The following is a 21,581-nucleotide window of genomic DNA, read 5'->3' on the forward strand; positions in this document are numbered from 1 at the left end:
CGTCCGCAGTAGCCCTGCGCAGTCGGCGCCGCGAATTGACATTGGTGCGGGATCGGCGGCAAATGGCGCAAACCAATACTGTCGAGAGGAAACCATCATGGCCGACGCGCTGATCATCGATGCATGCAGGACGCCGCGGGGCATCGGCAAGGCCGGCAAGGGCGCGCTGTCGGGGATTCATCCGCAGCAGATCGGCGCCACCGTGCTGCGGGCGCTGGCCGATCGTACCGGCATCAACACCGCCGATGTCGACGACATCATCTGGGGCACCAGCTCGCAGCGCGGTCCGCAGAGCGGCGATCTCGGCCGGATGTCGGCGCTCGACGCCGGCTATGATGTGCGCGCCTCAGGCGTGACGCTCGATCGCTTCTGCGGCTCCGGCATCACCAGCGTCAACATGGCCGCGAATGCCATCATGGCCGGCGCCGAGGATCTGATGATCGCCGGCGGCACGGAGATGATGTCGATGGAAGGCCGCCGCGGCGAGGGGCCGTTCATGATGGACAATGGCAATCTCCGTCTGCGCGCCCGCCATCCGCAATCGCATCAGGGCGTCTGCGCCGATGCCATCGCGACGATGGAGGGGATTACCCGCGAGGACGTCGACGCGCTCGGCCTCGAGAGCCAGAAGCGCGCGGCGGCTGCGATCAAGGGCGGACACTTCGACAAGAGCCTGGTTGCGGTCCATCGCGAGGACGGCACGCTGGCGCTCGACCGCGAGGAGTATCCGCGGCCGCAGACGACGCTGGAAGGTCTCGCCGCGCTGAAGCCGGCATTCCCCGCGATTGCCGACTATGCGCTCGACGACAAGGGAACGACCTACCGGAAATTGATCCTGGATAAGTACCCCGATCTCGATATCAACTTCGTCCATCACGCAGGAAATTCCTCGGGCGTGGTCGACGGTGCCGCGGCGATCCTGCTGGCGTCGCCGGACTATGCCCGCAAGCACGGACTGAAGCCGCGCGCCCGGGTGGTTGCGACCGCCAATATGGGGGACTCGCCGACGCTGATGCTCAACGCGCCGGTGCCGGCGACGCGCAAGGTGCTGGCCAAGGCCGGACTCACGCTCGACGACATCGATCTGTTCGAGATCAACGAGGCGTTCGCGGTGGTCGCGGAGAAATACATCCGCGACCTCAAGCTCGATCGCGACAAGGTCAACGTCAACGGCGGTTCGATCGCGCTCGGCCATCCGATCGGGGCCACCGGTTCGATCCTGATCGGGACGGTACTGGATGAGCTCGAGCGGCGCGACCTCAAGCGCGGTCTGGTCACGATGTGCGCGGCCGGCGGCATGGCGCCGGCGATCATCATCGAGCGGGTCTAGACCGCAGGAAACCGCAGCTCGAAGGCGACACCGCGGCCGGACGGCGCGAGACCGATCGAGCCGCCATGGCTGATCATCACGGCCTGCGCGATCGCGAGCCCCATGCCGGTGCCGCCGCTGTCGCGGCGGGTGGTGAAGAAGGCGTCGAAGACCTTGTCGCGATTGGCGTCCGAGATCGGGTCGCCGTCATTGCTCACCGTCATCCTGACGGTCGATGCTTCGCCGGCTACGTCAATCTGCATTGACGTCGCGTTGTGACGGAAGGCGTTGTCGGCGAGGTGCGCCAGCACGATCAGTGCCTTCTCGCCGGACATGCCGATCGAACGATCGAGATCGCCGCCGGCGGTGATCGTCTGTTTCGGAAAGCGGCTCTTCAGAGCGTCAATGACGGGAGCGAGTTGGGTCTGCTCGTTCTGCGGCGCGCTTTCCGCGCGGGCCAGCTCGCGCAAACGATGGCTCATCGCGTCCAGCCGCTCGACGTCGCCGAGGATGTTCGAGATGAAGGTCTTCTGCTCCTCCCGGGTCAGCGCGTCCGACTTGCTCTGCAGCGAGTCGTGCAGCAGCTCGGCCGCGCCCCTGATCGATGTCAGCGGTGATTTCAACTCGTGTGTCAGGTGCGCCGAGAAGGTCGCGATGTAATCGGAGCGGCGCGACAGTTGATGGGCCATGTCGAGAAAGCTGTCCGAGAGTTGGGCGAGCTCGCGCGTGCCATAGTGCTCCAGCGGCTGAAACGCCTGGCGGTCACCGCGGCCGATCCGCACGGCGCGATCGACCAGCTCGCGCATCGGGCGCGTGACCGTGCGGGAGAACACCAGCCCGATCGCGATCGTCGCCAGCAGCACGGCCAGTCCCGCGAGCAGGAACTTGCCGCGCTCCTGATAGAGATGATCGAAGATGTTGCTTGGCGTCCGCGAGGTGTAGATCACCCCGGCGACGTGATCGTTGACGAGGATGGGCATCGCCGAGAAGACGTGGACCCCGACGCCGCGGCTGATCGAATAGATCGGCGGCGGCGGCTTGTCGGGCATGCGGATGCGCAATGCGGCGCTGTACTGGCCGCGCAGCGCGGTCGCCACCTCCTCGATATGGGCGAGCGACTGCCCGACCTCCTGGCGACCGGCGATCACCACGCCCTGCGGATCGAGGATCCGGAAGCCCGCAAGCGTCACCTTCTGGGTCTCGCGGATGATCGGCGTCAGCCGGGTGCCGATCTCGACATAGGCCGGATCCGCCGGCTTTGCGGCCGGCAGAGCGTCGGGCCGGCGCCGCAGCAGGTCATTGCCGGCGAGATCGAGCGCGGGCCGGATCGGTGTCACCTGATCGCCAGGATCGGGCAGCGCCTCCGGCGGCACGGCGGCGCCGAGCGGGATGCCATTGCCGAGCCGCGCCTGCACCTCCTGGGCATAGATCGCCGCCAGCACCCGGCTTTGCGCGATCAGCTCGGCCTGGGTCTGGTGGATGAGCTGGTTGTCGTAGAGACGAAAGAAGAACAATCCCATCAGCGGCAGCACCGCGACCAAAGCGAGCACGGTGAAAATCACGAGGCTGAGCGAGGGGCGCCACTTCTGGCGGGCGCGGAACGATGTCATGCCTGCGGCTCGCACCGGCCGAGCTTGAAGCCGACGCCATGGACGGTTTCGATGACATTGTCGCAGTTCGCGGCGGCGAGCTTGGCGCGGATATTGCGGATATGACTGTCGATGGTGCGATCGGAAACCTGGATGTTGAGCTGGTAGGCCGCACTCATGATCTGCTCGCGGTTGAACACCGCGGTCGGCCGCGTCAGGAACGCGCGCAGGATGCCGAACTCGATCGCGGTCAGGCGAAGCGGCGCGCCCGAGAACGTCGCGACGTGCTGTTCCGGATCGACCGAGAGCTGTCCTCGCGCGAGCACGCTCGTCTCTGGTTTCGCACCGTTCGCGCGCGGCATCAGGCGCCGCAGGATGACGTTGACCCGCGCGACGAGCTCGCGCGGGCTGAATGGCTTGGTCACGTAGTCGTCGCCGCCGATCTCGAGCCCGAGCACGCGGTCGATCTCGTCGTCCCGCGCCGACAGGAACAGGATCGGCACGTCGGATGATTTGCGGATCTCACGACAGACGTCGAGGCCGTCGAATTCCGGCATGCCGATATCGAGCACGATCAGGTCCGGCCGGTCGGCGGCGAACCGGGCCAATGCCTCCTTGCCGTCGCGCGCCTCGGTCACGCTCATGCCGGCCTTCTTGAGGGCGACGCGGATGACCTCGCGGATGTGCAGGTCGTCGTCGACAATGAGGATACGGTGGGTCAATCGGCTCTCCGAATCCGGCCTCCCGGCTAGCTCGCGGCGGCGCGCGTCTCGCGTCCATCCAGGAAGCGCTGAAGGCGCCAGGCGCGAAAGCCCCAGCCGCGCCATGACGCCATCTGCTGGCGCTGCTGTTCTACTAGGCAATCGCGCCGGGAGACAAGGACGGGATTGACGTAGCGAAGCCGGATCGCCCGGTCGATGGCCGGGAGGGCTTGGGGGCCGAGCCGAAACAGGTAGTTGATGTCCAGGTTGACCCCGCTGCCCGCGGCTTCGCGGCTGTGGCTGACATTATAATCGGCGATGATGGCGGCGAAATTGATCAGCGAGCAGACGTAGAGCACCATCGTCAATGCGAGCAGGTTGGCATGGATCAGCCATTGGTTCGGGCGCCGCAAGGCGATGCGTGCCAGGATCAGGACCAGCCCGACCGCGACGAGCAGCATCCAGACGAAGGCCGCTATTCGCCAGTAGGTGAGGAGGTAGAACTGGACGTAGAGATCGAGCCGGAGCATCGAGGAGATCACCAGCAACAGGTTCTGTCCGACCCAGACGTAGACGAGCGGGCGTATCACCCGCGATTGCTCCGCGGGGCCGCCCGGCCGCATGGCGACAAGGACGAAGCCGGCGGCCAGCAGCGCGGTCACGATCAGCGGGTAGGCGCCACGATGGGCATAGGCGGCATAAGTGATGTCGGCCGGTAGCGCCACATTGCCCCAGAGATAGACGGCATCGAGGATCGTCTGGACTGCGAACAGCAGGTTGAACAGGATCAGCGAGCGAAGGATGGTTCCGGTGCCGAAAAAGTCCATCGCGCTTGCGGGTTCGGCCTGATGGTTCGCTGGGGAGAGGCTCTCGCCGGCCATGGCGATCGGGCTGCGCCGCCACCGCGCATGGATGAAGGGCCAGACCAGCGCGAGCGAAACAATCCAGAACAGCGTACGGCCGATGCTGAGATAGGACGCGGGATTGCCCGGATTGAGCTGGCTGATCCATTTCTCGAGCAGCGGATTGGCTGCGACGAAGAGAACGACAAAGAGGCTGCCGAGCACCAATGGGACCAGCCAGAGGGCAAAGCCCCTGGTGACGGCTGGCAGATTGAAGGCGCTGACGAAGTCCCGGCCCAATCTGAATGGGCCGACCAGAAACAGATCGAGTAGCGAGGCGGCGCCCCGGGCGAGACCGGTAATATAGGGATTAGTGGTCAAGGTGAGCGCGACGCCGAGCGCAAGGACAAGCAAGGTCAGCGAGATGGCGTTGACGTCCTCCATAGCGGGCAGCAGTCCCGCCAGCAGGATTGATCCGGCAAGCAGTAACCGACGCCGATCGAGAGATTGCAGGTTGGCGGCGAGTGACGCGCAGGCCAGCGTGGCAGCAAAGATCGTGACGGATATTCCGAGCCGCTGATCATAGAACAACCAGTCGGCGAGCACCGCGAGCGCAAGCGCGGCCGCGCCCTTGGCCGGCGGCAGGCTGCTATCGATCGATGGGGCGGGGGTCTCCGGTCGTGCAAGGATTGTCATCATGACCTCTGTGAAGGACGCTTGATCTGCCATGGTGCGTTCGCCCGTCCGCGCATGCGGACGCGGTCCGGCGTGCAGTGGGACAAGCTTTGAAGAGCGCGCGTGCAGATGGTGGGAGCGCGATCAGCAGGAGCTCAGGATTCTTATGCAGATTGTGTGCAGATGCGTCTTATCCGCTCGCGCCGCTGAATCCCGTCTGATACGGACGGTGCCGTTCCCGTTTGGTGCAGCATCATCCCATGCAAATCGGCAAGCGCATCGGCATCGCCCTTCTCTGGATCGCGGGGCTCATCTTCGCCTTTGCGGCGATCAACAACAACGATCCCTATCTGGTCCCGCTGCGCGGCACGGGCAATCTGCTGCTCGTGATAACAAGCATCGTCGTCCCGGTCGTGCTGATCCGCTGCAGTTTCTGGCGTGCACGTGGCTGGAGCGGCAAGCTGCTCGTCGCAACATGGTGCCTGCCGCTGCTCGGGATGCTGATCTCGTCCGCTGCGTTTGAGCTGCGAAAGCATTGGGTCCTGCAGACCCCACCCGCGCTTGCGCGTTTCCTCGGGCAGCACTTCATCGTCGGCTACTCGTCATTCGACGAAGTGGCGCGCCTCGCCGAGAAGGGATTGATCGCGGGCATCTATGTCACGCGGCACAATGTTGGCGGCAGGACGGCCGAGGCATTGAAGGCGGAGATCGCAGCGCTGCAGGACCGGCGCCGGATGGCCGGGCTGCCGCCGCTCGTCGTCGCGACGGATCAGGAGGGCGGCATCGTCTCCCACCTCGGGCCGCCGCTGACGCGACTGCCGTCGCTTGCTTCGCTCGAGCAGCTTGCGCCCGCCGAGCAGAAGGCGAAGGCGGAGGAGTTCGGGCGCATTCACGGCCAAGAGTTGGCGTCGCTCGGTATCAACCTCAATTTCGCTCCGGTGCTGGACCTGCGGCCGGAAGCCAAGCGCAACCGGTTCGATTTCAACACGCTGATCAGCCGGCGCGCGATTTCGGACGATCCGGCCAAGGTCAGCGCGATCGCCGGCGCCTATGTCCGCGGGCTGGAGTCGGCTGGCGTTAGCGCCACCGTCAAGCATTTTCCGGGACTGGGCCGGGTACGCGCCGACACGCATCATTTCAACGCCGACCTCGACACGCCGGTTGCGGAACTGGAGGCGACCGACTGGCGTCCGTTCCGCGACGTGCTGTCGACGACCAATGCGCGGCTGATGGTTGGACACGTGGCGGTCAGCGCCATCGATCCCGGCCGGCCCGCCTCGCACTCGAAGGCCGTCATCGACGGGCTGATCCGCAAGACCTGGAACTACCAGGGGATCGTCATGACCGACGATCTGGTGATGGGGGCGATCTATCAGCACGATGTCTGCACCGCGGTCGTGGAGGCGCTGAACGCAGGGGTCGATCTGCTGCTGGTCGCCTATGACGGCGCACAGTTCTACCGCATGTTCGCCTGCGCGTCCGCCGCGTCGAGCCGGGGCGCGCTGGATGCCGCGATACTGGGTGACAGCGAGGCGCGGCTCAAGCGCAGCCTCATGATCGATTAGGATTGGGCGCCGACCGCCGACTTGTAGTCCTGCTGCTTCGACCACGACACGTAGTAGGCCACTGCCGTCATCGCCAGGATGCCGGCGACGCTGACGACGACCTGCATGGCCAGCGAGTTGGGGCCGGTGATCAGCACGAGATGGGCGGCAAAGGAGAGGAACACGCCTGCGCAGAACACCGCCAGCCATTCCTCGCCGCACTTGATGATCGGCTGCAATGCGTAAGACCGCAGGCGCGGCCAGTCACGCGGCACCAGCAGCGTGAACAGAAACGCCAGCGCCAGGAAATGCAGGATGCGGTGTGGCGCGATGTGCTCTCTGTCGTCAGCGAGGAATGTATCGACGAGGGATTCCGGCATGATCCGGGCAAGGGCCGGAATATTGCCGCTGGAGACGATCGTCAGGGCGAACAGCAGATAGAGCAGGGCCGCGGCGCGCAGCGCCGGCATGCGCTGCATCGCGCCGATCAGGCGCTCATATCGCTTGCCGACGAGGCCGCACCAGCCGCCCATCACGAACAGCAGCTGCCAGCAGAACGGATTGAAATACCATCGGCCGTCCGGATAGGCCGACAGGTTCCAGTCAAATATGTGTGCGGCCGCATAAACCGCCACCGACGCCGCAAGCGTCAGGTTCGGCAGACGCAGCAGTCCGAGCACGACAATCGGCTGGACCGCCATCAGGACGATGAAGAGTTGCAGGACGTCGAGGTTGAGCGGCTTGGCCTGCAGGAACAGGCCGTAGATCAGCGTCCGGATCGGATGATCGATGAAGCCGGTGATGTTGAATTCGCTGATGATTTCGGGCGCGGCAGTCCGCGCCGCGACATAGCTGATCAGCTCGATATAGATCACGAACAGGACGATATAGGCGGCATAAAGCTGCCACACCCGCTTGAAGATGCGGGTTGCCGCGACCAGGAAGCCGCGCTCCAATGTCAGTCTTGCGCAGATCAAGGTTGCCGCATAGCCGCCGACGAACACGAACAGGTCGGTCGCGCCGCTGAATCCGAAGTTGCGCAACGTCAGCTCGCTCACCGCATTGTGGGGAATGTGGTCGAGGAACAGGAACCAGTTCGCGAGGCCGAGCAGCAGCGCAATCCTGAGATCGCCTTCGCGCGTGGCGACCTCGGCCGTCGTTGTTGGATTCATTGAAAGCAAAAATCTTTCCGGCCCGGGATACCAGTCGCCAGCTTAACGGTAACCCCCGCTCAGTCCGAATAGACTTTGCGTGAACCTTATTTAGTCAGCTTTCGGTTCGCGCCAAGGGTGCCGGGCTGCAAAAGATCACGTTTTCGAAATCGCCGCGTGAAGTGGAGTCGCGCTCACACCGGCTCGTGTTTGCGCAGGTCGCGGGCGTGGTCGAACGTGTTGGCCTGCAAGTCCGCGGCGGTCACGCCGAGATCTGGCAGGGCAGCCTCGGCCAGGATGTCGTCCGTGACGTCGTGCACAGTCGACTGTTCGATCTCATGGATGAAGCTGATGTTTGCGTATTCCCCCGATGCGACCCGCGCGATGACCTCGCGCCGTGTCAGTTCGGGGTCGACGATGGCCTCTCGGCCACGGCGGCCGTAGTCGATCATCACGACGAAATACTGCATGATTGGAAATCTATGCCTTGACTGTCGCCGGTGATTATCTCCGGCGACAGTATCGATGTCAAGGAAAATTCTGATAATCAGTATTTGAATGCCGCGGACCCGGCCACCTGCTGCCCGGGCCGATCTTGCGAGCGCTACTTCTCGGAATTGCGCCCGCTCCGCCCGGCTTTGCGGTTCTTCGACGCCTTGCCGCGCAGCCGTGAGATTTGACCGCGCGGCAGGGTGAGGGCGATCTCGCCGATCCATTCGAGCTTCACGCCGTTGATCGGCTTGGCGTTGAAGCTCTTGAGATTGACGACGCCGGTGGAACTGCCGCGCTCGATTGTCTTCAGATAGCGCTCGCCGCTCTTCAGCCGAACGGCAGCTTCCTCGCCGTAAAAGCTCGACAGCGGGTGACGCTGCTCGCGGTACACCACGATGACGTCGCCATTCTCGTATTTCGGCAGCATCGAATCGCCCGAGACCTCGAACGCAATGGTCTCCTCCCAGATCGGGAATGGAAGCTCGACCTCGCCGAGGCCCTCGGGCGGCACCTGCTCGTATTCCGGCTCGATCGAGGCGCCGGCGCCGACCCGGCCCATGACCGGTATCAGGTTCAGCTCGAGATACTCGACGATGGCGTCGATCTCGGATGCCTTGATCAGCCGGATTCCCGCGAGGATCTCCGACACCGCCCCGGCCCGAACACCCATCGCCTCGGCAAGTCCGCCCTTGGACTTCCCGGTTCTCTCCAATGCCCGCTCGATCAGTGTCGCATCCAGCATGATTCATCCTCTCCCGAATCTGGCGGCATTATAGCCGTTCCGATAATCGGAATTCAAGCTTGACTTTTCCTTCCGAATATCCGAAGATGATTGTGGCGCCAGTGGAATGACAGAAATGGGAAATTTGGAATGGAAGCGACGAGCTGGCTGCCCGAGCATTCGGCGGCGCTGCGCGATCTGCGGATCCGCGGCATGTCCTATTCGCAGATTGCTGACACGATCAACGCAAGGTTCAACACCGCCTATACCCGCTATGCGGCCCTCAGCCGGGGCCAGCGCATGGGGCTGGGCTACCTCGATCGTCTCGAGCCGTCTTTGCCGGACCTGCCCGATTGGCCCGACAATGGGCCCGAGCCGCCCCCGAAGGCGCACCCCCGGATCGACCACCCCCGTGAGGTCCGCACCGAGCCGAGAGCCGACCTGGTCCGCTGGCCGCAGGTCTTCTCGGCGAGGCTGGACTTGCCGGAGCTCCGCTGCGCTGAGGTCATGCCGCGTCATCTGTCGCTGCTCGAACTCCAGTCCGGGGACTGTCGATATCCCTATGGCGGCGACAGCGAGGGCGAGATGATGACGTTTTGCGGCCATCCGTGCCGGCCGGGCTCGAGCTATTGCGCGCCGCATTTCCACCTGAGCCGCGATGCTGTGGCGTCGGCGAAGCCGGTGCTGAGCGCCGATTGGCTCCGCGCAGTCGGGGCAGGCTGACCCGGTTCAGCTCCCACCGGACCCTGGTCCCGAACCGCAAGCGCGCGGGTGCGCCCGCGCGTCCGTCCCGGACATTCACGGAGAACATCAATGTCGCGAGCCAAACGCCGGAAGCCGTACGATCCGGCCAGACTGCACGACCGTCGTGCCCAGGATCTGCCCTGCAATGCGGAGGTGGCAGCCGTCGAGGTCGACGACCCCCTCGCGCTGCAGTGGGGTGACAAGATCGTCGCGCTGCGCTCGATTCGCAACGATCCGCTCGGCCGGCTGCATGCCCACCGCCAGATCGACGATACACAGTACCGCAGCGGCCGCGCCTTCCAGGGCGACTGGGAAAAGGCGGAGCGCGGTCCGCGGGCCGTGGACACCACGCGCGAATACGTCGATGGAGGCCAGCGGCGTGAGCCGATCACGGAGGGACAACGGCAGGCGAGCCTTCGGTTGAACCGGGCCGAGCATGAGCTCGGTGCCGACGGTTCGCTTCTCGTGCACGAGGTCCTGATCCTCGGCATGACCATGCAGCAGGTCGGGGAGCGACGCGGACTGCGCACGCAGCGCTGGCAGGACTATTTTGCGCGCCGTCTCAAGGAATGCCTCGATCGTCTGGCGCTGATCTACGGATTGGCTACGCCGCAACAGGTTCCCGTGAAGCACCATCGCTGCTCAAGCTGAGGTCACGCGTTTGTGTGCGCCCTTGCCGCGCCATGATCCGGCGCGGCGGCCGGGCCGGGCACGGCAGCACCGAGGCGGTCGACAGCGGCGCAGCCTCTCATGTAACCTTCCCCGGTGCCGACCATCGTTCGCTCCGCCAGCGGGCGCCGATGCCGGTGCCGCGCAAGAAGAAGCCTAATCAAATCACAGAGGGAGAACCGACCAATGAAGCACACCGGAAACTGCTTTTGCGGCGCCGTCGAGCTGCAGGCCACCGGCGAGCCGGAGGCCATGGGATATTGTCATTGCCGCTCATGCCGTTCCTGGTCGGGCGGTCCGGTGAATGCGTTCAGCCTCTGGAAGCCTGAGGCGGTTGAGATCACCAAGGGCGCCGAGCATATCGCGACGTTCGAGAAGACGGCGATGAGCCAGCGCAAATACTGCGCCAAGTGCGGCGGTCATCTGATGACCAACCATCCGACGCTCGGGCTCGTCGACGTGTTCTCGGCAACGCTCCCGACGCTCGCGTTCGCGCCCGGCGTTCATGTCAATTACGCCGAGGCTGTCCTGCCGATCCGCGACGGTCTGCCCAAGCTGAAGGATTTCCCGGCTGAGTTCGGTGGCTCCGGCGAAATGGTCGCCGAATAGCCGACGGAAGTTCAATGCAAACGGCGTGGCGACGGCATCGCCACGCCGTCATCTCGTGTTCCTGTTGTAGCTCGTCGCGCGGCTGAGCTGCGCTCGGTCGGTTGATTGGCGGGTTTTCTTCGGCGATCGGGTGATGGTCTCATCACCCGCCTACCTGACGGTTCGCACCAGCCATGTCAGGCGAAGGTCCCGCCCTGCAAAATCTGGGAATTGGTTTCGGCGGGGGGCTTCCGCTAAAAGGCGGTTGCGCCGCCTCCAGCGACGGCTGCCGAATTCCGCCTGATAAAACAAGTCGAGGAAACCTCCGATCATGAGCAGACCAGAATTGCCGGCGCGCGCATCGCGTGGAGACGGGATCCCGACGGCGCTCGATGGCCTGCTGGTTGTCGATTTCACCCGTGTCGTGGCCGGCCCCGCCTGCACGCAGACGCTGGCGGACTTCGGGGCCGAGGTCATCAAGATCGAGAACCCGGACGGCGGCGACGATACACGCCACTACGAACATGCCGAGATCGGCGGTGAGAGCGCGGCGTTTCTCAGCCTCAACCGCAACAAGCGCGGCATTGCGCTCGATTTCAACAATCCGGCGGCGCTCGAAGTGGCGCGCGAGTTGATTGCCAAGGCCGACGTCGTCGTCGAGAACTTTTCCGGCGGCGTGATGAGGAAGTTCGGCCTCGACTACGCGTCGGTGGCGCCGACCAACCCGCGGCTGATCTATTGCTCGATCTCGGCCTACGGCCGCAAGGGCGAGTTCGCACTGCGCCCCGGCTTCGACCCGATCACCCAGGCCGAGAGCGGCTTCATGTCGCTCAACGGTTTTCCGGATGGCGAGCCGGTGCGTACCGGTTCTCCGATCGTCGACATGGCAACCGGCATGTCGGCGTGCAATGCCATTCTGATGGCGCTGATTGCGCGCGACCGGCTTGGCCGCGGCCAGCAGGTCGAGGTCGCCTTGATCGACACCGCGGTGGCGATGACCGGCTTCTACGGGATGGCCTATCTGATCAGCGGCAATAATCCCGGCCGTTTCGGCAACTCGCCGAACGGGTCGCCGACCGTCGGCGTCTATCGCGCGTCGGACGGGCCGCTCTACATGGCTTGCGCCAACGATCGCCTGTACCGCCGGCTTGTCACCGAGGTGCTGGAGCGTCCCGACCTCATCACCGATCCCGAATTCGCTCACCGCAAGAATCGGACGGCGAACCGGGAGAAGCTGCGCGCCATCATTGCCAGCGTGTTCGCCACCGACACGCTCGAGCACTGGATGGCGAAGATGAAGAAGGCCAACATTCCGGTAGGCTATCTGCGCACGGTCGAAGAGGGGTTCAATGCACCCGAGGTGCGCGACCGGGACCGCCTCAGCCAAATCCCGCATCCGACCGCCGGCTCGGTCCCCAACATCGAGCCGCCGATCCATATGGGGTTCACGCCGGTGATCGATCCGGTCGCCGCCCCATTGCTCGCGCAGCACACCAAGGACGTGTTGCACAAGACGCTGGGCTATGACGACCGGCGCATCGCGGCGTTGGCCGAGGCTGGCGCGTTCGGCAAGGAAACCAAGGCCGGTCAGCCCGAAAACGAGGCGCCTTCAACCGAGGCGCCGTAGTACGACTCGATAACCAGCGAGCCGAACCGCTCGCTGCCATCTCGTGCTACGCCCCGCGCGATGCCGCGGCGCCTATCGGCGCCGCCGCCGCCGATACCGGTCCGTTGCCGGAGCTCAGTTCGGCTTGCTGCGCAAATTGGTCCTTGGCATCGTTTCAATTTCTTCAGGCTCCGCCCGATCAATTTCGAGGCGTGCCATTCGGAGTATCAGCGTTGCCGTCGTCAGACCGAGGCGCTCGGCTTCCTGAGCCGCGTTCTCGACTTTCTGGGCCAAGCCTTCACGTTTGCCTGGATATGCCATTCGTAATCCTCACTTCAGATGCGGGACGAAAAATCCCGTTCATGTTGCAGAGCTGCAGAACAGGCTCGGAGCTCCATCGAGCGAAACATTGGAAGGCCTGCGAGTGTCGAGACCCTCCTTCGGCTTGCGCCCGACCAGCGTTCCGAGGGCATCGAGCTGGTCGAACGTTTGGCGGTTTTGCCGCCGGTCGATCCCTCATTGTCCTGAGGGCTTCGTGTCTTCATTGAACGTCAGTTGCCGATCGGCCCGGCCGGCGGCTGCGTTGCGATCACATAGATCGCGCCGCCTTCGAGCGCCTCGGATTGATGGCGGGTGCCGGCAGGCAACAGGATGGTGTCGCCGGCACCGACGACGCGCTCGCCGTTATCCCAGGTGAAGTTCAGCCGTCCGCTGATGATCATCAGGATCTCATCGACGGGGTGGGTGTGGAAGTGATGCACCTTGCCGGCGGCGTCGTGCTGCAGCTCCACAGAGCCTTGCGCGGGCAACAGGTTCAGGATCTCCTGATCGATGGCAAATTCGGTTTTCGCGCCGGCGATGATCTGGGTCATGCGGCCTGCTCCTTGTCCTCGATGGGGGGCGTCTTGTTCTGTGCGAGCTTGGCGAAGGGACAGCCCGTGCTCGCGTTGTTGTCGTCGTAGAGGAAATACTGCTGGTACTCGCGCCCGTCGGCTGCGCCGTAGCGGCCGAGCATCGGCGACGGGCTTGCGCTGTCGTAGGGGAGCAGGCGCTTGCGCACCTCGCCGAACGCGGCGTTCGCCGCCTTGTCCGTCCCGAGGATCTTCTCGAACACCCAGCGCGGCTGGAAGGTGAGCATGAAGGCGCTGGACCGGCGGCTCTGGCGCATCACATGCGCGGGCGTCGTGCACACCACGAAAATCGGCTCGCCCGCGAACGAGAACTCCCACATCGGATGGTCGACCTGTTCCGGGATCTCGGTAGGCCACGGCGTCTTGTCGAGGCGCGCCAGCTGATCGAGCGTCAGCCACATCTTGCGGTAATAGGCGTCGAGCGTCTGAACCGGGCGGGGCCGGGTGAATACGATCAGCGACGTGTTAGGGCCGAACGAGCGGGACTGCGCCACATACTGTGCGAGTTGTTCGCCGAGCACGTCGACGTCGTAGGGATCGAGAAAAAGGTAGCGCAGTTGATCCTGGCGATGCCCGGTCACGCCGAACACGCAGGGGAACGGCCTTGCTTCGCTGCTCATCTGCGCTTCGAACTCGGAAAACATCACGCTTTGCCAGCTGCTCACCGGAAATTTTGCGGCGACGTCGCCTCTTCTCAAAAACAAGCGCTCCATAACATCCCCTTCACTCACAATGAGACTAACGAGCTATCAACTTGCTCCGCATCAGCAGCGGACCGGCAATGCCGGGCAGCGACATCAGGAGCAGAATGACGATCAAGGCGACGTAACCGGCGTCATCGATCGCGGCAGCGCTGTGTACGGCGTCGGTTCCAGAGAGTTGGCTGGCGGCAAGCATCGCGAAGCCAATGACCGGTTGCGCGGCGCCGGCGAAGATGCCGGCAGCCGTGGTGTTCACGGACGCACCGACGCCGATCAGGTCGGCGGTGTAGAGTTTCTTGACGCATTTCAGCACCAGCGGGACGGTGCCGCCGGCGACGAGGCCCAATGCGGTGAAGATGACGGTGACGTAGACCAAGCCGAACGCATGCGCGATTGCCGGCACCAGCATCGCGATCAGAAGCATGCGCAACACGCAAATGCCGATCAGCGCACGGTCGAGCGCCCCCGCGGCACGGTCGGCGGCGTGACCCAGGAAGATCGAACCAAGGGCGTTGCCGATCATGAAGGCGAGCAGCGGCGTGCCGGCGGCCGTCGGCGAGATATTGAAGAAATGCGCGACCATCGGAATACCCCACACGCCCGACAGCGTGGTCACGACGGCGAAGTGCGACGCAAAGGTCATTGCGCAGCCCCAGTTGGCGAGATGACCGAGCGCCTGCCGTGCCGCGACGACGACGCCCTTCAGGGTCTTGTTGCTGTGTGAGACCGGATCAGGCTTGAGCGCGACCTTCGCGAAAGCGAGGTTCGCAAGACCGATGCAGGCGATAAAGAGGAAGCAGGATCGCCAGCCAAAGCCCGAAACCGCGGCGGCGAGCGGCGTCGTCGCGATCACGCCGCCGACATAGCCGGAGACCTGCGAGATTCCCGACATCATGCCGAACCGTTCGTCGGCAAAGCTCTGCGCGACCAGCTTCAGGAGCGCGGTGAAGACCAGCGCATCGCCGCAGGCGACGATCAGGCGCGCGGCAAAGACGTCCACGAGGTTCGGCGCCAGCGCGAACGCGGCGCTGCCGAGCGAGGAGGCGACCATGCTGGTCAGCACGACGTGCTTGACGCCGTAGCGGTCGACCAACAGACCCGCCGGGATCTGCATCAGCGTGTAGCCCCAGAAATAGCTGGAGGCGAGCATCGCAACACCGGCCGCGTCGGTGTTGAAGTCGTGCATGAAACTTCCGGTGATCGACTGCGGCGACACGCGCTGCAGGAACGCGATGGCATAGGCGATCGCGACCGCAGCCCAGGCCAGATAGGCACGATCCGTCAGCCGCGACGTCGGGGCGTAGACGGCCTGTTGGTCGAGCATCGCCATCAGAGCCTCGCGTAACCGACGGAGAACAGGGCGTCCGCTGTATCGGGGATCTTGCGCAGCATCGCGGCGTCGACCAGCGACGCCACGCCATGATAGGCCTGCCGATGGTGTTTGATGTGACCGTAGGCACCGCGCATGATCATATCGGGCACCTCAAGCGCCTTGCCCGGATACAGCGACGTGCACATCTCGACGCACGCGGCCTGCAACGCGGGATCCTGCGTGTCGTCGAGCAGCGAAGGCGTTACCTTCTCGCAGATCTTGGCGTTGGCGGCCCACACGATCGGATTGCGGGTTCGCCAGCCGTAGAGCACCTCGCCTTCGGCCCGCTCGGCGGCGCCTGAGGATTTCAGGACCTCGGATGTGAAGAAACCGTAAAGGCCGCGGCCCTGGTGCGCCGGCAGCACTTCGGTGCCGCTGCGGTAGATTCCGAGCCCGGCCGACATCTGCAGGACGCGGTACACCGAAAAGGCGACCAGGCCGGCGTCGTCATAGACCAGGATAAGGCTGTACTTGCGGTCGAACGGCGAGGACGCCTGCGTCCAGTGCGGCTCGCTGGCCTGCCAATTGACGGCAATGATACCGTTCATCGCGTCCATCAGCGGCTGACGGTCGCATGGTTCAATTCGGGACGCGTCGGGAAAGCTATAAATCGCGTAATCCGTCCAGGGCGATTTGATCGCTCCGTATCGGCTGCCCAGATTTCGCGACATGGCAGAACTCCAGTATTCCATCGCGAGCTATACAGGGGAGCCTCGAATGGCTTAAAGGACAATATGCCCTCGAAAACTGCCAAACCGTCCCGATTTGAGCCGGCGAACAAGACAGCCACGCGGCGGATCGCGATGGTCGCCTTTCCGGGCGTGACCTTGCTCGACATCTCGGGGCCCGCGCAGGTGTTCGCCGAACTGGAGGCGATCGAGCTGCCTGGACCGGGCTATGCGCTGTCGTATCTCTCGGCTTCCGGTGGGTTGGTGCCGACCGACGTCGGCATGCAGGTCGACACCGCTTCGATCGACAGTGTGCGGCCCGACGAGGTCGACACGCTGGTGGTCCCCGGAGGGCCGGGCATCTGGAAGATCCGCGACGACGCCAATCTGATGAATTGGATCGGGGCGGCGCTGCCGAATGCCCGCCGGATTGCATCCGTATGCCTCGGCGCATTCGCGCTGGCCTGGACCGGGATACTGGACGGCAAACGTGCTGCGACGCACTGGCGCTATTGCCCGCGCCTGCAGGACAGCTTCCCCAGCATCCGCGTCGAGCCCAATGCGATCTTCGTCAAGGATGGACGGGTCTGGTCATCGGCCGGCGTCAGCGCCGGCATCGATCTGGCGCTTGCCATGATCGAGGAGGATTTCGGCCATACCACCGCGCTCGACGTCGCGCGCCGGCTCGTCGTGTTCCTTAAGCGCCCGGGCGGTCAGAGCCAGTTTTCGACCGTTCTTGCGGCGCAGGCATCTGACGTCGAGGGACGCTTCAGCGCGCTGCATGCCTGGATCATCGAGAACATCACGAGCGATCTGAAGGTCGAGACGCTGGCCGAGAAGGCCGGGATGACGCCGCGCACATTCGCCCGGACCTATGTCAGCCGCACCGGCATGACGCCCGCGAGCGGCGTCGAGGCCTTGCGCGTGGAGACGGCGCGCCTGCTGCTCGAGAGCCAGCAGATCGGCGGTGTGGTCGAGGTGGCCAAGCGCGCAGGGTTCGGCGATGACGAACGGATGCGCCGGGCTTTCCTGCGCCACCTCGGCGTGTCGCCGACCGAGTACCGAAACCGCTTTTCGGGCGGATAGCTGAGGGGCGATTCAGGTACGGACATCCTCTTGTCGAGGTCGATCCATCTCGCACGCGAATAGCAGGCCTTCGCTGGACGGATTCATGGTTCAAGGCGGTAGCTTTTCCGGTTTGTCTGCGGCTAATGTGCCGGCCAAATCGGGAGAAGAAACACCATGAATGACGGGACCCCCATGCGACCTGCGCGCAATGTCGAGCTCGGCGCCAGCGGCGAGGAATACCAGAACCTGCACGAATTCGTGCGGAAGGCCCGCGCCAGACTGAACCAGAATGCCTGGGACTACATCGTCGGCGCCTCGGAAAGCGAGACCACGATGCGCCGTAACAGGATGGCGCTCGACGAGATCGCGTTCCGGCCGCGTGTCCTGCGCAACGTCATCAACGTCGATCCCTCAACCGAGTTGTTCGGACGCAAACTCCGGCTTCCCGTGATGATCGCCCCGGTCGGCGCGCTCGAAATCTTCGATCCCGATGCCGGCGCGGCCGTCGCGCGCGGAGTGGGCACCTTCGGTGCAGCTCATATGCTGAGCTCGGTGTCGGAGCCGGGGCTAGAGAAAACCGCCAAGGCGGCGCCGGATGCGCTGCGCATCTATCAGCTCTATGTGCGCGGTGACGACGCGTTCGTCGAGGACGTCGTCAGCCGCACCATCGACAACGGCTACGCCGCGTTCTGTCTCACCGTGGATACCGCCCATTACAGCAGGCGCGAGCGCGACATCGCCAAGCGCTACGTCCGCGAAAGCCGCATCCGTGCCACCGGCGGCGATTTCCAGAAGGGCCTGGAATGGCGGACGGTGAAATTGATCAAGGACAAGTTCAAGATTCCGCTCATCCTCAAGGGGATCGCGACCGCGGAAGACGCCAGGATCGCGATCGATCACGGCGTCGACTGGATTTATGTGTCGAATCATGGCGGACGGCAGCTCGACCACGGCCGCGGTTCGATGCACGTGCTGCCCGAGATCGTTGATGCGGTCGCCGGCCGCGCCAAGATCATGGTCGATGGCGCGGTCTGCCGCGGCACCGACATCGTGAAGGCGATCGTCTCGGGCGCCGATCTCGTCGGTATCGGACGCCTGCAATGCTGGGCGCTCGCCGCCGCGGGCGAGGCCGGAATCGTGCGCATGCTCGAATTGCTCGAGGACGAGGTGGTCCGCTGCCTCGGGCTGCTCGGCGCCACCAGCTTTGCGGAATTGGACAAGTCCTATCTGCATCCGGCCATGCCGACCAATCTGCCGAGCGTATTCAGCGCATACCCGCTACTGGATATCGAGCCCTATCGCTACTGAGCCGCTGCAGGGCGAGGCGCGATCGAGGCCCGTGCGGGCTTTGATCGCGGCCTGGCTGGGGTCATGCCGTGCGTCCATAATGACGCCGCGGCGATGACAAAGTCTCAGCGAAATGGCGTACTAGTCGAAGCGAATGGCAGATCATCCATTCGCGGAATTTCCTCTGGAGCGAGCGATCGGTTTGCGCTGGGCGCTGCGGGATATCCAGGCCGGCCGGCTCAAGCTATCGCCGGTCAGCGATGAGGATCTCCACATCCTCGCCGAACTCGATCTGATCGAGCTGCACGATGACGGGCCGGCGTTGACGCCGTTGGGAACGGCTGTGCTGAACGGCTAAGCCGGATTGCGCCGGATCGGTCTAGCGTGCCTTCAAAAAGCTTTCGCCGGAATTGCAGGGCGTGCACTGATAGGTCAGCACGTCGTAAACTTGGTCGCGCGGCTCGATCAGGGCGAGCCGCATCTGCGCGCCGCATTTCATGCACGGCATCTCTATGCTGGTCTTGAATCGCGTACAGGTCGGCGTCGGCCGAAAGGTGCGCAGCATCGAATGTCCCCATGTCCCCAAAGAGACGCAAACGCCACCGAACGAAAGCCCGAATCACTTATGCCACAGTGCTGACACGATTGGAATCCGGGCGCTCGCGGAGTCTGGGAGTTCCGTCTACGCAACTTGGTCTGATCCTGCATTGATCGGTGCCGCCGCCGGCCGCGATGCGCGCGGCGGCGGCCAGATCAATGTTCAGACGATGTGCCAGCTGTCCTGCGGGGCGGCGCCTGCGCTGACAATGATGTGCGCATTGTCGATGTTGCCGTCGTTCCAGACCGACATTGCACCATTGTCGTTGCGCCAGAGGATATCGGCGGTGCCGTTGCCGTCATAGTCGCCGCTATCGGCGAAGCTCCATCCGTTGGAGATCGTGCCGGCCGGGGCGATGATATGGGCGCCGCCGATCTGACCGTTGTCCCAGATCGAGGCCTTGCCGTCCTGGTTGACCCACAGGATGTCGCTCTGGCCGTTGCCGTCGAAGTCGCCGGTATCGGCGAATTTCCATCCGCTCGAAAGCGTGCCGGCCGGGGCGATGATATGGGCGTTGCCGAGCTGGCCGTTGTCCCAGATCGAGGCCTTGCCGTTATCGTTGACCCACAGGATATCGCTGTAGCCGTTGCCGTCGAAGTCGCCGTTGCCGGCGAAGTGCCACCCGTTCGAGATGGTGCCGGCGGACGCGACGATATGGGCGTTGCCGATGGATCCATTATCCCAGATCGAGACCTTGCCGTCGTCGTTGACCCACAGAATGTCGCTGCGGCCGTTGTAGTCGAAGTCGCCGGTGCCGGCGAAATGCCATCCGTTCGAAATGGTGCCGGCCGGTGCGATGATGTGCGCGCCGCCGATCTGGCCGCTTTCCCAGATCGAAGCCTTGCCGTCGTCGTTGACCCACAGAATGTCGCTGACGCCGCCGCCGCCGAAGTCGGCGGTGCCGGCGAAATGCCATCCGTTCGAAATCGTGCCGGCTGGAGCGATGATGTGTGCTTGCGCCATATCGCCGCTGTCCCAGATCGACACTTTGCCGTCGTCGTTGACCCAGACCACGTCACTTCTGTAATCGCCGTTCAGGTCGCTCGATGTTTGTGACCAAACGAAATCGCCGGCAGTGAGAGTCGACTTCTGGACATCCTGCAAGGTGAGCGTGTTGCCTTTCCCGAGATCGATGACGACATCCGTACCGTCCTGCGTGGCGTGCGCCAGCACGTCGGCAAAGGTGCGAAACATGTTCTGACCAAAGTCGAGTGCGCCCGGCTTGAACGAATCGAGATCGATGCGATCGCGTGTGCCGAGACCAGTTGCAAAGTCGGTGATGACGTGATTGCCGCCATGGATGATGAAGGTATCGCTATCAGCTCCACCGGTCAGGATGTCATGGCCGCCTGATGCAACGAGCTTGTCATTGCCCGATCCCCCGATCAGCGTATCGCTGCCGCCGCTGCTCATCAGCATGTCGGCGCCGTCATACCCGTAGACGGTCACACCGGACCCGCCATTGATGGAGATGCGGTTGTCGGCGGAGTTGCCCTTCGCGAAGCCGGCGGCAGGGATATCTACGAAGAGATTTTCGAAGTTGTCAGGAAGTGTATAGTTCGCGAAGGAGGTAGAGATGCTGTCGATGCCTTCATTCGCCTGCTCGATCAGGGTATCGGTGGCTGCGCGCAGGATGTAGTGGTCATTGCCGGTGCCGCCGATCAGCGTATCGATGCCGCCATGGCCGTCGAGGGTGTCGTCGCCGCCCATTCCGTACAGGATGTCGTTGCCGGTGTTGCCGCTGATGGAATTACCGAGCTCATTGCCGAATCCATTATGCGATCCGGTGTCGGAGAACCAGAGACCCTCGACATTCGCGGCCAGCGTGTAGTTCGCCAGGGTCGTCTGGACCGTGTCATAACCCTGGTTCGCGAGCTCTGTGATTGTCTCGTTGGCGGATTCGACAACATAGACGTCGTCACCTTTGCCGCCCGCCATCTGGTCGGGACCGCCATAGCCGTTGAGCCAGTCGGCTCCCGAGTAGCCCGTCATCGTGTCGGCGTTGGCCAGAGCGAGGCCGAGCTTGCCGTCCGCCGTCGCGCCGACGAATTGAAGCGCGTCGATCGCGGTGCCGTTGATCTTCTCGTACAAGATACTGCCGTCGCCGCTGATGCGATCGAGCGAGGTGACGACGCCGCCGAAAAGATCGCCACCGATCACGACGAATGAACCGTGTGCCACGGTCCGGGTGCCGTCGCCGTTGAAGATGTTGATGGTATTGAGGGTCGCGGTGTAGGCCGAACCCATCGTTTCGACCCACTTCTTGGGTGTGCCGTAGATGTCGGCTGCCGGGGGTGTCGCCTCGTAATGGGTATAGGTCGCCATAGCGCGCTCCATCGATGCTG

22 protein-coding genes are annotated in these 21,581 nt (G+C 63.9%); 9 read left to right on the forward strand and 13 right to left on the reverse strand.

The genetic code is table 11. The features are described 5' to 3' along the window. Nucleotides 1-97: 97 nt before the first annotated feature. A complete protein-coding gene (locus JQ633_RS04065) occupies nucleotides 98-1,330 on the forward strand; it encodes an acetyl-CoA C-acetyltransferase (protein WP_211982580.1) in 1,233 nt (410 codons plus the stop codon). Here the strand turns inward: JQ633_RS04065 and JQ633_RS04070 are convergent. Genes JQ633_RS04070 through JQ633_RS04080 form a run of 3 tightly spaced genes read right to left on the reverse strand, consistent with a single transcriptional unit; the run spans nucleotide 1,327 to nucleotide 5,170 of the window. Further along, the gene (locus JQ633_RS04070; protein WP_211982582.1) at nucleotides 1,327-2,919 is read right to left on the reverse strand and encodes an ATP-binding protein; all 1,593 of its coding nucleotides are present in this window, start codon (nucleotides 2,917-2,919) and stop codon (nucleotides 1,327-1,329) included. The two genes, JQ633_RS04065 and JQ633_RS04070, sit on opposite strands and share 4 nt — an antisense overlap. Then, complete coding sequence (locus JQ633_RS04075; protein WP_211982584.1) at nucleotides 2,916-3,620, reverse strand: response regulator transcription factor; 705 nt, start codon at nucleotides 3,618-3,620, stop codon at nucleotides 2,916-2,918. The genes JQ633_RS04070 and JQ633_RS04075 overlap by 4 nt, the downstream gene beginning before the upstream one ends. Before the next feature lie 26 nt (nucleotides 3,621-3,646). Further along, entirely contained in the window at nucleotides 3,647-5,170 is a 1,524-nt protein-coding gene (locus tag JQ633_RS04080) for a DUF4153 domain-containing protein (protein ID WP_249158727.1), read from the reverse strand. A 206-nt stretch (nucleotides 5,171-5,376) separates the two neighbouring features. On the opposite strand from JQ633_RS04080, the gene JQ633_RS04085 reads away from it, so the two are divergent. After that, nucleotides 5,377-6,681 carry a glycoside hydrolase family 3 protein gene (locus JQ633_RS04085; protein ID WP_211982585.1) on the forward strand — a complete coding sequence of 435 codons (1,305 nt, stop codon included), beginning with the start codon at nucleotides 5,377-5,379 and terminating at the stop codon, nucleotides 6,679-6,681. On the opposite strand, the gene JQ633_RS04090 is transcribed toward JQ633_RS04085, so the two are convergent. The 3 genes from JQ633_RS04090 to JQ633_RS04100 all read right to left on the reverse strand — a co-directional run bounded on the left by JQ633_RS04090 (nucleotide 6,678) and on the right by JQ633_RS04100 (nucleotide 9,045). Continuing rightward, nucleotides 6,678-7,832, reverse strand: a complete 1,155-nt coding sequence (locus JQ633_RS04090; protein ID WP_211982587.1) for an OpgC domain-containing protein — start codon at nucleotides 7,830-7,832, stop codon at nucleotides 6,678-6,680. The two genes, JQ633_RS04085 and JQ633_RS04090, sit on opposite strands and share 4 nt — an antisense overlap. 173 nt (nucleotides 7,833-8,005) lie before the next feature. Beyond that, nucleotides 8,006-8,281: a hypothetical protein gene (locus JQ633_RS04095; protein ID WP_211982589.1), complete on the reverse strand. Its 276-nt coding sequence runs from the start codon at nucleotides 8,279-8,281 to the stop codon at nucleotides 8,006-8,008. Nucleotides 8,282-8,415: 134 nt separating this feature from the next. Further along, nucleotides 8,416-9,045, reverse strand: a complete 630-nt coding sequence (locus tag JQ633_RS04100; RefSeq protein WP_211982591.1) for a LexA family transcriptional regulator — start codon at nucleotides 9,043-9,045, stop codon at nucleotides 8,416-8,418. Between the two features lie 129 nt (nucleotides 9,046-9,174). Between JQ633_RS04100 and JQ633_RS04105 the strand changes: the two genes are divergently transcribed. The 4 genes from JQ633_RS04105 (at nucleotide 9,175) to JQ633_RS04120 (ending at nucleotide 12,652) form a co-directional block, all read left to right on the forward strand. After that, nucleotides 9,175-9,747, forward strand: coding sequence for a GcrA family cell cycle regulator (locus JQ633_RS04105; protein WP_211982593.1), 573 nt, complete (start codon nucleotides 9,175-9,177; stop codon nucleotides 9,745-9,747). 90 nt (nucleotides 9,748-9,837) lie between these two features. Further along, the gene (locus tag JQ633_RS04110) at nucleotides 9,838-10,419 is read left to right on the forward strand and encodes a DUF6456 domain-containing protein (protein WP_211982595.1); all 582 of its coding nucleotides are present in this window, start codon (nucleotides 9,838-9,840) and stop codon (nucleotides 10,417-10,419) included. Nucleotides 10,420-10,623: 204 nt separating this feature from the next. Next, nucleotides 10,624-11,046, forward strand: coding sequence for a GFA family protein (locus JQ633_RS04115; protein WP_211982597.1), 423 nt, complete (start codon nucleotides 10,624-10,626; stop codon nucleotides 11,044-11,046). A 310-nt stretch (nucleotides 11,047-11,356) separates the two neighbouring features. Further along, a complete protein-coding gene (locus JQ633_RS04120) occupies nucleotides 11,357-12,652 on the forward strand; it encodes a CaiB/BaiF CoA transferase family protein (RefSeq protein ID WP_249158728.1) in 1,296 nt (431 codons plus the stop codon). Nucleotides 12,653-12,766: 114 nt separating this feature from the next. On the opposite strand, the gene JQ633_RS04125 is transcribed toward JQ633_RS04120, so the two are convergent. From JQ633_RS04125 to JQ633_RS04145, 5 genes are all read right to left on the reverse strand, one after another. Beyond that, on the reverse strand, nucleotides 12,767-12,952 hold the full coding sequence (locus JQ633_RS04125) for a hypothetical protein (protein ID WP_211982599.1): 186 nt from the start codon (nucleotides 12,950-12,952) through the stop codon (nucleotides 12,767-12,769). A 230-nt stretch (nucleotides 12,953-13,182) separates the two neighbouring features. Next, a complete protein-coding gene (locus JQ633_RS04130; protein WP_211982601.1) occupies nucleotides 13,183-13,503 on the reverse strand; it encodes a cupin domain-containing protein in 321 nt (106 codons plus the stop codon). Further along, nucleotides 13,500-14,162, reverse strand: coding sequence for a YqcI/YcgG family protein (locus JQ633_RS04135; protein ID WP_249158730.1), 663 nt, complete (start codon nucleotides 14,160-14,162; stop codon nucleotides 13,500-13,502). The genes JQ633_RS04130 and JQ633_RS04135 overlap by 4 nt, the downstream gene beginning before the upstream one ends. A 118-nt stretch (nucleotides 14,163-14,280) precedes the next feature. Continuing rightward, the gene (locus JQ633_RS04140; RefSeq protein ID WP_211982604.1) at nucleotides 14,281-15,573 is read right to left on the reverse strand and encodes an MFS transporter; all 1,293 of its coding nucleotides are present in this window, start codon (nucleotides 15,571-15,573) and stop codon (nucleotides 14,281-14,283) included. After that, nucleotides 15,573-16,307 (reverse strand): hypothetical protein, encoded by a 735-nt coding sequence (locus JQ633_RS04145; protein WP_249158731.1) that lies wholly within the window; start codon nucleotides 16,305-16,307, stop codon nucleotides 15,573-15,575. Before JQ633_RS04145 ends, JQ633_RS04140 begins: the two co-directional genes overlap by 1 nt. Nucleotides 16,308-16,349: 42 nt before the next feature. Between JQ633_RS04145 and JQ633_RS04150 the strand changes: the two genes are divergently transcribed. The 3 genes from JQ633_RS04150 to JQ633_RS04160 all read left to right on the forward strand — a co-directional run bounded on the left by JQ633_RS04150 (nucleotide 16,350) and on the right by JQ633_RS04160 (nucleotide 18,996). Next, complete coding sequence (locus tag JQ633_RS04150; RefSeq protein WP_211982606.1) at nucleotides 16,350-17,369, forward strand: GlxA family transcriptional regulator; 1,020 nt, start codon at nucleotides 16,350-16,352, stop codon at nucleotides 17,367-17,369. 156 nt (nucleotides 17,370-17,525) lie between these two features. Next, a complete protein-coding gene (locus JQ633_RS04155) occupies nucleotides 17,526-18,659 on the forward strand; it encodes an alpha-hydroxy acid oxidase (RefSeq protein ID WP_211982607.1) in 1,134 nt (377 codons plus the stop codon). A 133-nt stretch (nucleotides 18,660-18,792) separates the two neighbouring features. After that, on the forward strand, nucleotides 18,793-18,996 hold the full coding sequence (locus JQ633_RS04160; RefSeq protein ID WP_211982609.1) for a hypothetical protein: 204 nt from the start codon (nucleotides 18,793-18,795) through the stop codon (nucleotides 18,994-18,996). A gap of 21 nt (nucleotides 18,997-19,017) precedes the next feature. On the opposite strand, the gene JQ633_RS04165 is transcribed toward JQ633_RS04160, so the two are convergent. Together JQ633_RS04165 and JQ633_RS04170 are read right to left on the reverse strand one after the other, a co-directional pair. Then, nucleotides 19,018-19,203, reverse strand: coding sequence for a hypothetical protein (locus JQ633_RS04165; RefSeq protein WP_211982611.1), 186 nt, complete (start codon nucleotides 19,201-19,203; stop codon nucleotides 19,018-19,020). 195 nt (nucleotides 19,204-19,398) lie between these two features. Further along, the gene (locus JQ633_RS04170) at nucleotides 19,399-21,561 is read right to left on the reverse strand and encodes a calcium-binding protein (protein WP_211982613.1); all 2,163 of its coding nucleotides are present in this window, start codon (nucleotides 21,559-21,561) and stop codon (nucleotides 19,399-19,401) included. Between the last annotated feature and the right edge of the window lie 20 nt (nucleotides 21,562-21,581).

This window comes from Bradyrhizobium tropiciagri (assembly GCF_018130505.1).
Classification (GTDB): domain Bacteria; phylum Pseudomonadota; class Alphaproteobacteria; order Rhizobiales; family Xanthobacteraceae; genus Bradyrhizobium; species Bradyrhizobium tropiciagri_B.